Annotated in this window: 14 protein-coding genes; 2 read left to right on the top strand and 12 right to left on the bottom strand. The window is 34.7% G+C overall.

Annotation, left to right across the window (positions count from 1 at the left end):
• The first annotated feature begins 2 nt into the window (after positions 1 to 2).
• Positions 3 to 1,157 carry a hypothetical protein gene (locus MN200_RS00425; RefSeq protein ID WP_242759897.1) on the top strand — a complete coding sequence of 385 codons (1,155 nt, stop codon included), beginning with the start codon at positions 3 to 5 and terminating at the stop codon, positions 1,155 to 1,157.
• 913 nt (positions 1,158 to 2,070) lie between these two features.
• Entirely contained in the window at positions 2,071 to 3,048 is a 978-nt protein-coding gene (locus MN200_RS00420; protein WP_242759895.1) for an acyltransferase, read from the top strand.
• A 51-nt stretch (positions 3,049 to 3,099) separates the two neighbouring features.
• On the opposite strand, the gene MN200_RS00415 is transcribed toward MN200_RS00420, so the two are convergent.
• The 12 genes from MN200_RS00415 to MN200_RS00360 all read right to left on the bottom strand — a co-directional run bounded on the left by MN200_RS00415 (position 3,100) and on the right by MN200_RS00360 (position 14,947).
• Positions 3,100 to 4,026 carry a glycosyltransferase family 2 protein gene (locus tag MN200_RS00415; protein WP_242759893.1) on the bottom strand — a complete coding sequence of 309 codons (927 nt, stop codon included), beginning with the start codon at positions 4,024 to 4,026 and terminating at the stop codon, positions 3,100 to 3,102.
• 18 nt (positions 4,027 to 4,044) lie between these two features.
• On the bottom strand, positions 4,045 to 4,881 hold the full coding sequence (locus MN200_RS00410) for a glycosyltransferase family 2 protein (protein WP_242759891.1): 837 nt from the start codon (positions 4,879 to 4,881) through the stop codon (positions 4,045 to 4,047).
• Positions 4,878 to 6,170: an oligosaccharide flippase family protein gene (locus MN200_RS00405; protein ID WP_242759889.1), complete on the bottom strand. Its 1,293-nt coding sequence runs from the start codon at positions 6,168 to 6,170 to the stop codon at positions 4,878 to 4,880. Before MN200_RS00405 ends, MN200_RS00410 begins: the two co-directional genes overlap by 4 nt.
• A gap of 3 nt (positions 6,171 to 6,173) precedes the next feature.
• Positions 6,174 to 6,740, bottom strand: a complete 567-nt coding sequence (rfbC, locus tag MN200_RS00400) for a dTDP-4-dehydrorhamnose 3,5-epimerase (protein WP_242759887.1) — start codon at positions 6,738 to 6,740, stop codon at positions 6,174 to 6,176.
• A gap of 67 nt (positions 6,741 to 6,807) precedes the next feature.
• Positions 6,808 to 7,695 carry a glucose-1-phosphate thymidylyltransferase RfbA gene (gene rfbA / locus MN200_RS00395; protein WP_108675671.1) on the bottom strand — a complete coding sequence of 296 codons (888 nt, stop codon included), beginning with the start codon at positions 7,693 to 7,695 and terminating at the stop codon, positions 6,808 to 6,810.
• Positions 7,692 to 8,600 (bottom strand): dTDP-4-dehydrorhamnose reductase, encoded by a 909-nt coding sequence (gene rfbD / locus MN200_RS00390; RefSeq protein ID WP_242759886.1) that lies wholly within the window; start codon positions 8,598 to 8,600, stop codon positions 7,692 to 7,694. The genes rfbA and rfbD overlap by 4 nt, the downstream gene beginning before the upstream one ends.
• A gap of 13 nt (positions 8,601 to 8,613) precedes the next feature.
• Positions 8,614 to 9,696: a dTDP-glucose 4,6-dehydratase gene (gene rfbB, locus MN200_RS00385; protein ID WP_151836891.1), complete on the bottom strand. Its 1,083-nt coding sequence runs from the start codon at positions 9,694 to 9,696 to the stop codon at positions 8,614 to 8,616.
• 182 nt (positions 9,697 to 9,878) lie between these two features.
• Entirely contained in the window at positions 9,879 to 11,744 is a 1,866-nt protein-coding gene (locus tag MN200_RS00380; RefSeq protein ID WP_242759885.1) for a nucleoside-diphosphate sugar epimerase/dehydratase, read from the bottom strand.
• A 57-nt stretch (positions 11,745 to 11,801) separates the two neighbouring features.
• Positions 11,802 to 12,977, bottom strand: coding sequence for a DegT/DnrJ/EryC1/StrS aminotransferase family protein (locus tag MN200_RS00375; RefSeq protein WP_242759884.1), 1,176 nt, complete (start codon positions 12,975 to 12,977; stop codon positions 11,802 to 11,804).
• Positions 12,978 to 12,995: 18 nt separating this feature from the next.
• On the bottom strand, positions 12,996 to 13,652 hold the full coding sequence (locus tag MN200_RS00370; RefSeq protein ID WP_242759883.1) for an acetyltransferase: 657 nt from the start codon (positions 13,650 to 13,652) through the stop codon (positions 12,996 to 12,998).
• The gene (locus tag MN200_RS00365) at positions 13,645 to 14,253 is read right to left on the bottom strand and encodes a sugar transferase (protein WP_242759880.1); all 609 of its coding nucleotides are present in this window, start codon (positions 14,251 to 14,253) and stop codon (positions 13,645 to 13,647) included. The genes MN200_RS00370 and MN200_RS00365 overlap by 8 nt, the downstream gene beginning before the upstream one ends.
• Before the next feature lie 154 nt (positions 14,254 to 14,407).
• Positions 14,408 to 14,947: a DapH/DapD/GlmU-related protein gene (locus MN200_RS00360; protein ID WP_242759877.1), complete on the bottom strand. Its 540-nt coding sequence runs from the start codon at positions 14,945 to 14,947 to the stop codon at positions 14,408 to 14,410.
• Between the last annotated feature and the right edge of the window lie 17 nt (positions 14,948 to 14,964).

Raw genomic sequence — 14,964 nt, 5'->3', positions numbered from 1 at the left:
TTATGAAATATATTTATCCGATTTTGTTAATATCTATGATAGCTTTCCCGAAATCAGGGATAGCTATTGGAAAAATTCCATTAAACTCTATAACTATACTAATTATATCTTTATTTCCTATTTTATTATTAAAGTATGTAGTTAATATAGGAAAAACGAAATCATCTAACCTCCCAGAAATATATTTTTTACTAATACTTCCATTTTACTTTTTATTATTTATATTTAATATATTCAATGGAATAGAAAATTTATCATCTTATTTTGGATTCATATTTTCTGTAATAATTACCCCACTCTTTTTTCTAATGCTCTTTAGATTTATAAGTTATCAAAATATTAGAGAATATGATAATTTTTTTATAAATTGCGTTAGATTTGTTGCAATATATGGAATACTTTTATTCATATACAAAGTTTTAACTGGTAGTTTTTTTGAAGTTCCTGGACTAACAACAACTTATGGTGCAGCTATTGAACTTGAAGACAGAATGAACGACAGAGGCGGAATATTTAAATTATTTTCAACTTTTAATAATGGAAACTTATATGGCTTATCTATACTTATGCTTTTTCCTCTTTACACTTTTCTAGAAAAAAATAAGTTATTTGTTTTAATTGTTTCATTAAGTTTGATTTTAACTTTTTCTAGAACAATATGGGTTCTTTTATTTTTATATTTGCTATATACAGCCATAACAAATTCAAAATTCAATCCAATAAAAATAGTTTTTGGTGTAATATTAGTTTCTTTATTTATACTAATCATAAACATAGTTTTATCTTTCTTAGGATTTAATCTAAATTTTATCTTTGACTCATCTTTAGGTGGAAGAAGTGAAGCCTTCAGTAAAATTAGTTTTGACTTATATTCAAGCAATGCATTTGATATTATTTCAGAAATCCCATATGTCTCTTTGATCTATAGTTTAGGATTAATATCTTTACCATTCTTTCTACTTTATTTCTCAAATATCCTAATAAACTTTAAATATATAATTACTTCAAAAAATTCATTCAGAAAATCAGCAACATTGGGTAGTGTAATATACTTTTTGGCTTGCTTATCAGATGGTGCGATAATTTATATTCCTGTATTTATTGTATTTATATTTGTCACTTTTTTATCTTTAAAGAATGAAAGTAAAATAAGTTAAACTCTTCCTTTTCAAATTATATTCAATACAGTTATTATATTTTATTAATTAACTGGAAGCTTTAATTAGCAATTGAGATGAAATAAACAAGGTCTATTATCGCAAGTTAAGTTAACATACTAAATTTACAATTCTAGTCCTTATATTAGATTTTATAGCTCTATTATATCTGATTAATAACTCATCCAAATCTCAGACTATTTAAAGTAAATATCTTAAATATACTCAATTAATCAAAGGCATTTTGCTCACCAAAATACTTTTTCTCAGATTATCTTCGTTCCTATCTCCGGCAAATACGCTAAATTCAGCGATTTTAAAGTCTTGTATTGTTCATTATTCATTTTATTAGTTCAGATTTTTACTAATTATCAACGTCTCTTTCACTAAATAAACATGCATCAAATAGTACATCATTCTTTACATAAAATATTGATAAAATCAAAATTTAGCTCAAATTTATGGATCATTTTAATTATTTCAACTGTTTTGAAAAAACGTATCAAAAGTAATAAAGCTTCACAAGGGATAGCCAAATAAGGATAAAGCTCGATGGAATAGTTTTAATAATTGTAAAGTTCTATTAGCTATGAAAATGTTTGAATAAACTATACCACATCATTATTTATTAGATATTGAGATAATACATAAATTATTTGAAAGATTTAATACAAAGATATATATTCATTATATCAAAAATAACTCAAAATGGCATTATGATAGCAAGATATACTTTACTAGCTTATATTATTATGCTTATCCATTACTTCAAACAAATAATAAGCGAATTTTCACAATATTTAGTAAGTCACTTAAAAAATTAGTATTAAATATATAATATTGCTTTATATTTTAAGTAACGTATAATTCAAAATAAATTATCTTAGAATTAAATTCTGAAAAGCGATTCAATATGATCAAGAATATTCAAGTCTTAAGGGCTTTTGCTGCCATAGTTGTAGTAATGTATCATGCTGTAGGTTTAGTAGAAGACTACGGGTTCTCTTACTCAAGCTATAAATTTTTAACTTTTAACGTAGGTTACTGGGGGTCTTTTGGTGTAGATATATTTTTTATTATCTCTGGCTATATCATGTTTATGATTCAAGATAAGAAAAATAAATCTCCTTTTGAATTTGCAATTGATCGCATTAAAAGAATAGTTCCATTATATTGGTTATATTTACTTACAATATCCTTATTGTTTTATATTTTCCCCGACTTATTTCGAGCCTTAAATATAACACCAGAATATCTACTTACTTCGCTCTTTTTTATAAGTCATTATTTTAATTATAGCTATCCTGTAATATATGTAGGATGGACTTTAGAATTAGAGATGTTGTTTTATTTTATTTTTTTCATACTACTTTTTTTAAAAAGAATAGATGCAAAAATTAAGATACTTATTATGCTCTTAGTATTTATATCTTTATCATTTTATCAAAACACAAATCCGATTATCTTTGAATTTATTTTTGGTGGATTTATATATTTATTTCTATCAAACTTCAAAATTAGAAATAATAATTTTTTCTGGATTCCGATAATATTTTCAATTATATTTGTTAGTCTTTTAAACAAAGAGTTTGAAAATTTCAGATTGATATTTTGGGGTATACCAGCATTAATAATATTTTACTCAACCCTACATATAAAAGAAATTAATAATAAAATATTTCTTGAATTAGGCAATGCTTCATATTCGATATATCTTATTCAAGTTTTCACCTTACCTTTGGTAGGTAAGGTCTTAGCAAAATATGCAGCAAACACTCATGGAATTCTTGTTTTTATTATAATGGTCTTGTTTTCAATAATTATAGGTTATCTATCATACTTAATTATTGAGAAAAAATTAATAAGTTTATCTAATAAAATAGTAAAATAAATTCAGAAAAAATAATGCTTGACTAGTCAAGCATTATTTTTTATAAAAAGTTTAGATAAATAAAAACTTTAAATATCTTATTGCTCTTGAAAATTGAAATCTTCGAGCTCTATTAAGAGATACTAAAAAAATAGATAATTTCACAAAAATTAGTTTATTAGGATAAAACTTTCTTGTTATTAAAATTCTGTTTCTTACAGAGCAATAATCTGCAATCTGACTTTTACCTTTATTTGTTGAAGCACCATGGGCATGAAAAACTATACTCTGAGATGCTATACCAATTGAAAAATTATTTTCTCTAGCTCTATTACAATAATCAATTTCCTCGTAATATAAAAAATAATCTTCACATAATAGACCAACATTTTCTAAACAATCACGAGATATAAGCAATGATGCACCAATTACGTAGTCAATTTTTTCTTCAAATTCTTTTTCATTAATAGCATCATTAATCTTAAGATCACTACCAATTTCTTTCGTTGTACAAAGCCAGGGATTAATTATACCACCTACACCCTGTACATTACTTTTATTTTCCAACTCTACTAATCTTGAACCTACAACTCCATAATTATTATTTTCTAAAAACTTATGAAGCATAAATTTCAAACTATCACTTTGAACAACGGTATCATTGTTTAAAATCCAAACATATGACATTCTCTCAAACTTCAAAGCAAAATTAATACCGATATTATTTCCACCAGCATAACCATAATTTTTAAAATTTTTAATAAAGTAAAATTTCTTATCAATCTTATATGTTAAAGTTTCATCTTCATTTAATGAAATATAATCATTACCATAAAAATCACTTAAATAACTCTCTATTTGTTTAATAGAATCCACATCAGAGTCATTATCACAAACAATAATTCTGATATTATTAAAGTCATCTAAATTAACTAAACTTTTTAAACAAGCTATAGTTTCTTTAGCAGAATTCCAATTCAATACAACAATATATATCATTACCAACACTCAATTAATTTATTTATATGAATCAATAACTTTACTTGATAAATCATCATAAGTTGTAACAATGCTATCTCTAGGAGTTGCATTATTCTGCTCAATCATAATCTTTAGTTTTGCTAGTGTTGTAAAACGATAAACGCACATTAATAAAGATAAGACTAAACCATAGAAACCATCTTTATATCCACTTTTTAAAATAAATCTATAAACAAACTCTCTAATACAAGTATATATTACTATTAAAAATGATGACTGTTTTCTTTTATCAAATAATTGTTTAGCCTCAACTGTTGTATATTTATTTAATTTTTCTAAAAAATGTTCAATATCAATATAATTAAAATGCCATATACATGTTTCATTATTTTTTAAAGTTATTATTCTTGCTTGATCAGAAATATTTACAAAATTATGTATAGTACTTCCATATGTCATCATAATTTTTTTGAAAAATCTCATTTGAATATCATCGTGCATATTCCAGCCCGTATGTTTAATCTCATGACCAAACATAAAATTTTTTCTAGGAATCCAAATAGCATCAGCTTTATCTTCCTTTGCTATCGCTATCAACTCGTCTGACAAAGACTTTGGAATTACTTCGTCTGCATCTAAAACCACAACCCATTCATTCGATACTTGGCTTAAAGCGAATGCGCGTGCTGGTTCAGAATATCCAACTCGCTCAAAATAAAAAATTTTATCTGTATATTTTTTTGCTATTTCTACAGTTTTATCATCACTATACATATCTACTAAAATGATTTCATCTACCCAACTAAGTGATTGAAGACATTTTTCAATGTTTTTTTCCTCATTGAGTGTATTTATTAATGCTGAAATTTTCATTTTATAACCTTCAATTTTAACTCAGTAAATGCTTCGCGCCAGTACTTAAATGGACTATTTCCTGTTTTCAATATAATACAGAACATTGAGAAACAGATTATTAGCTCTACCAGAATATTTGCCAAAACAGCACCATAATTAGATAGAAATTTTACAAAAAAAACAAAAATAAAAACATTGACTACAGATGAATACATAATAATCTTACTGAATGCTTTTTCTAGACCAGCAGGAATCATAATTAAATTTGCAAATATTATAGCCAACATTACTAATATTGGTAATGGAGAAAATAACTTTAGCAAATACCCAGCTTCTTTAAATTCATAACCAAATAATAAATTTACAATAAAATCGGATAAAACAAAAATAATAAAACTTCCTGTAAAAAATAAGGCTAGTAGTATGTATATTATTTTCATTGTTGAAGCTAATGCATTAGCTTTATCTTCATGAAACATCCTAACTTGATTTGGAAAAAAAGCATTACTAATCGGAGAACATAGACTAATTGAAGCTCTTATAAGCTTTTCAGCTATATAATAATTTGCGACCAAAGAAGGAGGTAGCATTAAACCAAGAAAAAAAGTATTACAACTTAAATATAGATTTCCAAAAATATTTGGAATAAAAATAATCCAACTATATTTCAGCTGTTTTATAAAAAAATCTTTTTCAGATATTTTTTTTTCAGAAAATTTAAATATTTTTAGTAATTTAGGTATTAATATAAATCCAGCTAATAAACCACCTGCTGATTGAAGAAAAACTGCCCAATATATATCAGTTTCATTTTTAACACACAGTAACAACATAATAAATAACAATATTCTAGATAAAATCTGAATAAAACTTACATATTTTAATTGCTCTAAACCCTGAAACAACCATTGTGGATAAATGATATTTCCTATTACAGCCGTGCATGCTAACAAATATAAGATTAAATCATTTCCAATACGTTCAAAAAATAATCCTGACAAATATAATATAAAAACTAAAACGCTTGAGAGAATAATTTTTATAATTGTTACAGTGCCCCAGATTTCAAAAAGTTTATTATTGTCATTTCTATAAACTGCTACATCTTTAGCAGCACTCAAATTAAATCCAAAATCACTTAAAATCAGAAGTATTTGTGAAATAGCCATTGCAAATACTACTTTTCCTAAACTATCTGCACCTAAAACTCTTGCTAAGTAAGGTAAAGCCAATAACGGTAGTACTAAATTGATTAATTGTACCAATGTTAATGATATAGCATTTTCTGTTATCTTATTTAGTTTCATAACTTATTCGTCATTTTTTAACTCATGAAAGAAATTAGCTTTTTCATCTTTCTCAGTTAGCTTTATATTCACTCCTTCTTCAATAGGCCAATCAATCGCAAGATCTGGATCATTCCATACAATACTTCTTTCACACTCTTTAGAGTAATAATCTGTGGTTTTATATAAAAACTGAGTATTATCTTCGAGTGCAATAAAGCCATGTGCAAAACCAGCAGGAATCCAAAACTGTTTGTGATTATCGCCTGTAAGCTCAAGCCCTACCCATTCACCAAATGTTGGGGAGTTTTCACGGATATCTACTGCTACATCCCACGCTCGGCCCTGTACTACACGCACTAGCTTCCCTTGCGCATGCGGATTAAGCTGATAATGCAAACCGCGCAATACGCCTTTTTGTGAAAACGAGTGATTATCTTGTACAAATTGTGGCACATCTAAATCACGCTCGGTAAGCGCCTGCTCAAAGTTTTTTTGGTTAAAACTTTCCATAAACCAGCCACGGTCATCACCAAATACACGCGGCTCTAAAATGAGTAAACCATTGATTTTAGTTTCAATAATATTCATTACGACAATATCCAGTGTAGTCTATATGCAAGGCATCATGTTGATTTAGATAATGACTTGATTACATTTATTTTGAATGTTCTTGATGCAATTTTAACAAGTACTGACCATATCCAGTTTTCTTAAAAAATTCACCACGTGCTTTAAGTTGGTTTAAATCGATCCAGCCATTGTTAAAAGAAATCTCTTCTAAACTGGCAACTTTTAAACCCTGACGATGCTCAATGGTTTGTACAAACTGACTCGCTTCAATCAGTGAATCATGTGTACCTGTATCTAGCCATGCAAAACCTCGGCCAAGTACTTCTACATTTAGTGCTTGTTGCTGTAAATAAATATTATTTACGTCGGTAATTTCAAGCTCCCCGCGATGTGATGGTTTAATATTTTTGGCAATCTCAACCACCGAATTGTCGTAAAAATACAAACCCGTCACTGCATAATTCGATTTTGGCTGCTCTGGTTTTTCTTCAATACTTAAAGCTTTACCCGATGCATCAAAATCGACCACACCAAAACGCTCTGGATCACTCACATAGTAGCCAAATACTGTTGCACCCGTCTGTTGCTCGGCTGCACGCTTGAGCTGCTGCCCAAAACTTTGACCGTAAAAAATATTGTCACCCAAAATTAGGGTGACATTATCTTGACCAATAAACTCTTCGCCCAAAATAAATGCTTGAGCAAGCCCGTCAGGAGATGGTTGAACTTTGTAAGAGAGTTTGATTCCAAGCGCCTCACCTGTTCCTAAAAGTTTTTCAAAGTTTGGTAAGTCTTCTGGGGTAGATATAATTAAAATTTCACTAATCCCTGCCAGCATAAGTACAGACAGTGGATAATAAATCATGGGTTTGTCATAAATTGGGAGTAGCTGTTTTGATGTACCCATGGTAATTGGATACAAGCGTGTGCCAGAGCCGCCCGCTAAAATAATCCCTTTACGGTTTTGAGTCATGGAAGAAGTTCCTCTAATACTTGTGTTACACCTTGCTGCCAGTGAGGAAGATGCAATTTAAAATTTTGTTCTAGCTTGTTGGTGTTTAAACGTGAATTAAGCGGGCGTTTTGCCGGTGTTGGGTATGCCGATGTTTCAATTGGATTTACTTTATTTAAAGCTAAAACTTGCCCTGTATGTCGTGCATGTGCAAAAACAAATTGAGCGTAATCATGCCATGTGGTTTCACCTTTTGGCGCCAAATGATAATGACCATGCAGATTTTGTTTTTCAGTTTCAGATTGTAAGGTGTAATAGCGAATCGCTTGAGCCGTAACATCAGCAATCAGTGCTGCGCCTGTAGGCACCCCAACCTGATCATGAATGATACTCAGCTCTTCTTTGGCCTGAGCCAGTTTGAGCATGGTTTTTATAAAGTTATTGCCTCGTGCGGCATATACCCAGCAGGTACGAAAGTTTAAAAACCGAACAGTGCTCTGTTCAAGTGCTAACTCGCCTTCACGTTTGGTGAGGCCATAGTAATTCACTGGTGAGGTTTGATCATCTTCATTCCATGGAGTAATACCATCTCCACTAAAAACATAGTCAGTCGAGTAATGAATCAACAGTGCATGATGCTTTTTGCACTCACTAGCCAAATGCTTCACTGCTTGCGTATTGATAAGCTGTGCCTGTTGCTGATCAGATTCGGCTTTATCAACCGCAGTATATGCAGTGGCATTCACGACGATATCTGGATTAATTTTATCAAACACATCAGAAATGGCAGCGAAGTCTGCAACATTGCCACTGAAGCCCTCAGGTGACATATTACGATCAAGTGTAACCACTTCACCAAGCGGTTGGAGTGCGCGTTGCAACTCCCACCCAACTTGACCATTTTTTCCAAGCAACAGTATTTTCATAGTTTCACGCAACTTAATTCATTTTTTCGGTGGTTGTGTACTGTTGCTGAATCCAGTTTTGGTATTCACCACTTTGAATATGCTGTACCCACGCTTGGTTGTTTAGGTACCACTGCACTGTTTTTCTAAGGCCTGTCTCAAAGCTTTCTTGCGGCACCCAGCCTAAATCTTTTTGGATTTTACTTGCATCAATCGCATAGCGCAAATCATGTCCCGGACGATCTGTCACATAAGTGATGAGGTCTTCATAACGTGCTAAACCTTCAGGTTTGTTTGGAGCAAGCTCTTCTAAAAGTTCGCAAATTGCTTTTACCACATCAATATTTTTTTGCTCGTTGTGACCGCCAATGTTGTAAGTTTCACCCACTGCTGCTTCTGTGACTACTTTATAAAGTGCGCGGGCATGATCTTCTACATACAACCAGTCACGAATTTGTGTACCGTTTCCATATACAGGTAGTGGCTTACCCGCCAGTGCATTTAAAATTACCAGCGGAATGAGTTTTTCAGGGAAATGGAACGGCCCATAGTTGTTTGAACAATTGGTCAGTACAACTGGTAAGCCGTACGTGCGGTACCATGCTCTAACCAAGTGATCCGAACTGGCTTTGCTGGCAGAGTAAGGTGAACTTGGAGCATAAGGTGTTGTTTCTAAAAACAGATCTTCTGTACCTTCTAAATCGCCATACACTTCATCTGTTGAAATATGATGAAATCGAAATGCTTGTTTTTTATTTTGATCTAGTTGATTCCAGTAATGGCGTGCTGCCTCAAGTAGTTGGTAGGTACCAATAATATTGGTTTCAATAAACGCCGCAGGGCCAGTAATTGAACGGTCGACATGCGATTCAGCAGCTAAATGCATCACAGCATCGGGTTGGAAATTTTCAAATAATTCATCTAAAGCAGCACGATCACAGATGTCAGTTTGAGAAAATGTGTATCGCGGATTTTTAGCAATACGTGCTAAAGATTCTAAATTTCCTGCATAGGTGAGTTTGTCGACATTTAATACTTCGTTTTCTGTATTTTCAATAACATGACGAACAACGGCTGAACCAATAAAACCAGCACCGCCTGTTACCAATAATTTCATATTTTCCTGCTCTTAATTTAAATTGATTGATAGCAAAATAATTTTAGGTTATCTATAGATAAATAAGATGTTTCTTTTTTTCTAAAACTATTTCAGTATTTTATTCAAAATATGTGAATGAATTGTATAAATAGTTTAATTGAACACGTTAGGCTTTATCAAATGAACATCAATAAAATATATCAATTCTTGTGCAAATCTTTGGTTTTGTAACCCTCTACATAGGTTTGTAGGATATTTTTAATTTTTACCTGATTCTCTCCTTGTTCAGATAAATCAGATAACTGCAAAAATACGCTGTTAATTTGATCAAAAAGATAAAAATGCTCATACGATTTTAAAATTCGTTCATGGTCGGTTTTAGTCACATTTTCAGATTCGATGAGTAGCTCTTCATATAGTTTTTCACCTGGACGTAGGCCAGTAAACTGAATTGCGATATCCCCTAAGCCTTTTTCATCCATAGGTTTAAACCCACTTAGACGAATCATCTGTTTAGCCAAATCAACAATTTTAACGGGTTCACCCATATCCAGTAGAAAAACATCTCCGCCTGTTCCCATTGCCCCCGCCTGAATCACCAACTGCGCAGCCTCAGGAATAGTCATAAAATAACGAGTCACCTCAGGGTGAGTTACTGTAACAGGTCCACCTTTTTCAATCTGTTTTTTGAACAAAGGAACGACAGAACCTGATGAACCTAATACATTACCAAAACGAACTATACTGATTTGTGTTTGCGGTTTTGTGGCAGCTAAACCTTGGCAATACAATTCTGCCATCCGTTTCGATGCACCCATGACATTGGTTGGGCGTACAGCTTTGTCAGTAGAAATCAGGACAAAGGTTTCAACCCCTTGAGCCACAGCAGCGTCAACACTACGGGCCGTACCAATTGAAGTATTATAGATCCCTTCAAAGGGGTTGGCCTCAACCAAGGGAACATGCTTATAAGCTGCTGCATGGTAAACCGTTTGCACAGCATGGTTTTGCAATATACGTTCCAACTTTATTTGGTGAGTTACAGAACCTAGTATAGGCACTACTTCTACACCTGCGTTTTGTAATTCGCGATCAATGGAATACAGTGCAAATTCAGACATTTCAAATAAAACAAGGCATTTTGGTTGATGCTTCACGATCTGACGGGAAAGTTCTGAACCAATTGATCCACCTGCACCAGTTACCATCACCACTTTATTTTTAATATTTTTTTCTAAAAGGTCTAACTTGGGTGGTACTGGATCACGCCCCAGTAAGTCAATAATATCGACTTCTCGAATATCGGAGACTTGAACTCGCCCGCCCACCAGTTGGGTGACCCCTGGCAGTTCCATAATTTTGACATTAGACGGTTCAAAAGACTCAATAATTGCTTTTTTACGTGCACGACTTACAGATGGCATAGCCAGTAATATTTCTTCGATGTGAAACTTACGAAATGCGGTAAGCGCCCTTTTCGGTGAAAAGATTTTTAGTCCGCTTAAAGACTGCCCTTGTAACGAAGCTTTATCATCAATAAAACAGACGGGCAAATAGTCATCAGAGCGATATAATGCGGCCGCAATTTGCTGCCCCGCAAGCCCTGCACCATAAATCGCGACACGCTTACGGTTTTGCTTTTTCACAAAAGTACGCAGTGTGGCATAGCGAATTACAGCACGGCTCCACCACATCCAAGAAAACAGCACAAAGCCGTACATGAGTGGAATGCTCATGGGAATAAAAGCTAAACCGAGCTTCTTAACTGCATATAAACCAACAATTTGGATAAATGTCGCGATCGAGATCCGTAGCAAATAATCTTCATTGAAGGAGCGCACAATCGCACTATAAATACCGAGTAAGGCAAAAATTGCGACACCAATGACACCGACATACAGATACCAAAAATCTAAACCTTCCATCACCGGAACATTTGGTTTGGCTAGTCGAATGGCATAAACCAGCCACATCATCAAAGGCAGGACACAGATATCCATGACCACTAAAACAACTTGTTTTTGGCGGCGCGGTAATGATGCAATAACTCGGATAATGTCTTTCACGATGGACTCAACGGGCTAGATGAAGGCAAAAAATTGCATGGCAAATTATACGCTGTTTCACATGGAGATTTGTGAGATCACCTGTTGGATACTATCCACCGTTTTTTGCATGTTGCTGTCGGACAAAGTCGGATGTACCAAGAACATTAAACTGCTGTCCCCCAAGCTTTTGGCATTAACCAGTCGTTGCTCAGGTCGCCATGGTGTTCCATCAAAGGCTTTTTCTAAATACACTTCTGAACATGAACCACTAAAGCATGGCACACCCAGTGCATTAATTTCCGCCATAATGCGATCACGCGACCAACCTTCTGGCAATTGTGCTGTATTCACTTGGACATAAGCCTTATATGCCGCATGAACATAATTCTCAGGTGGCATTGCCACAGTAAAATAAGGGTTATTTTCAAAACTTGCTAAAACGCGACGCATATGCGCATTACGCACTTGCGTCCATTCTGGCATTTTTTGGAGTTGTAAACGTCCGATAACAGCCTGCATTTCCATCATGCGCCAGTTGGTGCCAAAGCTGTCATGTAACCAACGAAAGCCAGGCGGGTGCTGTTTGTTATAAATGCTGTCAAAGTTTTTACCGTGGTCTTTATATGACCACATTTTTTTCCATAAATTTTCATCATTGGTGGTAACCATACCGCCTTCACCACCTGTGGTCATGATCTTGTCTTGGCAAAATGACCATGCGCCAATATGCCCGATTGAACCTGCGGATTGACCTTTATAGAATGCACCATGGGCTTGGGCACAGTCTTCTATGACCCAAATCCCTTTTTCCTCAGCCAACTGCATGATCGGATCCATATCACACATCCAACCCGCCAAATGCACACAAATAATGGCTTTGGTATTCGACGTAATCACTGCTTCAATAGTACGTCGAGAAATATTCTGTGAATCCAGCTCTACATCGGCAAAAACAGGATTGGCACCAGCCGTCACAATTGAACTGGCAGATGCAAGAAATGTCCGTGAAGTGACGATCACATCATCGCCTGTGCCAATGCCAAGGGCTTTTAAGGCCAAATCCAGTGCGACTGTGCCATTGGCCACGGCAACTGCATGCTTGGTTCCTGCAAACTGTGCAAATTCTTTTTCAAACTCACGGCACTCTTGTCCTGTCCAATAATTGACTTTATTGGATAAAAGGACCTTTGACACCGCATCTGCTTCAGCTGAGGTGAAACTTGGCCACGGTTCAAATGCAGTGTTTAACATGAGTTTTTCCTAAATTTATCATTTACTGGTCAGTATACGGGCAGGATTTCCCACCACTGTTACGCCCGCAGGCACGCTTTTGGTCACCACAGCGCCCATACCCACCACAGCACCACGACCAATCACCAAAGGTTGCGCAGGTGTGCCTTGTTTAATCACGGCACCTGCACCAATATAAACATGGTCTTCTATATGAATATTACCGTTGCATTTTACGCCCGGTGCAAACGTGACGAAATCACCAATCACACAATCATGTTCAACATAACTGTATAAATTGGCATGAAAACACTTACCGATTCTGACATTTGAGCCAATGGTGACAAATGGACTTAAAGCAGAGCCTTCATCGAGCTCAAGCTGATCCATTAGAACGACATTGTCCGCGATGATCGACCAAAGCTGAATGCCATCCATCTTTAAACGCTGAGCGATCTTTTCTCGTACATGACTATTGGCAATCGTAATTTGTACGTATTTTTCTGAAGCCGTTTCATTTAAAAATGCGAGGTAATTCATGGCACGATGAGCGTTTACTTCTGCAACCGATTCCAAGGCATCGTCAATAAATACAATTTCTGAAGCATCGCTTTCACGTGCTAATTGCTGACGTGCAACAGGCATTAAACTGCGCCCACAGCCTGAAGCACCATAAATTGCATAGAGCTTAATCATCTTTAGGCTCCGAAGTACCCGTAAATTTACTCATGGTCGCTTCACCTTCGGCACTAATATCATCTTTCGCGAGCACTTTTTTTACCGTTTTCAGCATGATTTTAAAATCGAGCCATAATGAACGGTTTTCGACATACCATGTGTCTAGCTCAAATTTCTTTTCCCATGAAATGGCATTGCGGCCATTCACTTGAGCATACCCTGTGATGCCTGGACGCACGTTATGACGTTTGGCTTGATGCTCATTATAGAGGGGTAAATATTCCATCAGCAGTGGTCGTGGTCCGACAATACTCATCTCGCCTTTAAGCACATTCCACAGTTCAGGCATTTCATCCAAACTGCTGGAACGCAGCATTTGACCAAAGGGTGTTAAACGCTCACTGTCAGGCAAGGAATGACCTTGTGCATCAACCGCATCTTTCATACTGCGGAATTTGATCATTTCAAAAGGTTTGCCATTGAGCCCCGGACGCACCTGACGGAACAACACGGGTGAACCCAAATTTTTTCGCACCTTATATGCCACAAAAGCATATACAGGAGACAGCAGCACCAGCGCAGATGATGCAATCACAATATCCAATAAGCGCTTTAACATGGTTCACTCTTGAGGTTAGATAAAATGGCGGAGTCAATATTCATTTCTAGCAATGATTATACCCTGTCCAAAGCCATCAGATTTGTAAAATATTTCAACGGTCAAAAGGACTCAAGTATTCCCCATTCTAAAAGCTGCCAAACCATATAGCCGTTTAGAGATCTGTCCAACGACGATTAACTGCCTGACCCGGATTATTCATGCTGATCACCTTCGCATAGTTTCCCACCGCAGTTGCATTTTCAGGAATATCTTTGGTCACAACGCTTCCTGCACCTATAGTGGCATTATTGCCAATTTTGACATGCTCAATGATGCAGACATTGGGCCCAATATAAACATTATCGCCAATTTCTGCGGCTTGATGGCCGCCATTTGCACCAATGGTGGTAAATTGCGATAAATTCACATTATTGCCAATCACAGTTGTCGGATTAACGACCAACGGCCCGCCATGCCCAATAAACAAGCCGTAGCCAATTTGAGTCGTGGTATGAATATCAATGCCGTACTGCTTTTTTTTATAATAATAAATAGGATAAGCCAACTTTGCCCATACAGTTTTTGAACTGGCTAAACGCAGCCAAAATGAAAAATTAAAACCGCGATTGAAAAAATAAGTTTTAAAAAATGTTTTAAAACTGACATGACCGGTATAACGGTATAAATCACTTTTTATATATTTTAAGATCATCTGGATCGCCTCTTAAA

Origin of the sequence: Acinetobacter sp. LUNF3 (assembly GCF_022699605.1) — a bacterium.
Classification (GTDB): Bacteria; Pseudomonadota; Gammaproteobacteria; order Pseudomonadales; family Moraxellaceae; genus Acinetobacter; species Acinetobacter johnsonii.
This window is presented reverse-complemented; position numbering and strand designations above follow the sequence as displayed.

What these genes read in the sequence shown, in the direction of transcription:
- MN200_RS00415 (WP_242759893.1), bottom strand. Translation starts at nt 4,026, where the DNA reads ATGATATATATTGTTGTATTGAATTGGAATTCTGCTAAAGAAACTATA.
- MN200_RS00405 (WP_242759889.1), bottom strand. Translation starts at nt 6,170, where the DNA reads ATGAAACTAAATAAGATAACAGAAAATGCTATATCATTAACATTGGTA.
- rfbA (WP_108675671.1), bottom strand. Translation starts at nt 7,695, where the DNA reads ATGACTCAAAACCGTAAAGGGATTATTTTAGCGGGCGGCTCTGGCACA.
- rfbC (WP_242759887.1), bottom strand. Translation starts at nt 6,740, where the DNA reads ATGAATATTATTGAAACTAAAATCAATGGTTTACTCATTTTAGAGCCG.
- MN200_RS00365 (WP_242759880.1), bottom strand. Translation starts at nt 14,253, where the DNA reads ATGTTAAAGCGCTTATTGGATATTGTGATTGCATCATCTGCGCTGGTG.
- MN200_RS00410 (WP_242759891.1), bottom strand. Translation starts at nt 4,881, where the DNA reads ATGAAAATTTCAGCATTAATAAATACACTCAATGAGGAAAAAAACATT.
- MN200_RS00425 (WP_242759897.1), top strand. Translation starts at nt 3, where the DNA reads ATGAAATATATTTATCCGATTTTGTTAATATCTATGATAGCTTTCCCG.
- rfbB (WP_151836891.1), bottom strand. Translation starts at nt 9,696, where the DNA reads ATGAAATTATTGGTAACAGGCGGTGCTGGTTTTATTGGTTCAGCCGTT.
- MN200_RS00370 (WP_242759883.1), bottom strand. Translation starts at nt 13,652, where the DNA reads ATGATTAAGCTCTATGCAATTTATGGTGCTTCAGGCTGTGGGCGCAGT.
- MN200_RS00360 (WP_242759877.1), bottom strand. Translation starts at nt 14,947, where the DNA reads ATGATCTTAAAATATATAAAAAGTGATTTATACCGTTATACCGGTCAT.
- MN200_RS00375 (WP_242759884.1), bottom strand. Translation starts at nt 12,977, where the DNA reads ATGTTAAACACTGCATTTGAACCGTGGCCAAGTTTCACCTCAGCTGAA.
- MN200_RS00420 (WP_242759895.1), top strand. Translation starts at nt 2,071, where the DNA reads ATGATCAAGAATATTCAAGTCTTAAGGGCTTTTGCTGCCATAGTTGTA.
- rfbD (WP_242759886.1), bottom strand. Translation starts at nt 8,600, where the DNA reads ATGAAAATACTGTTGCTTGGAAAAAATGGTCAAGTTGGGTGGGAGTTG.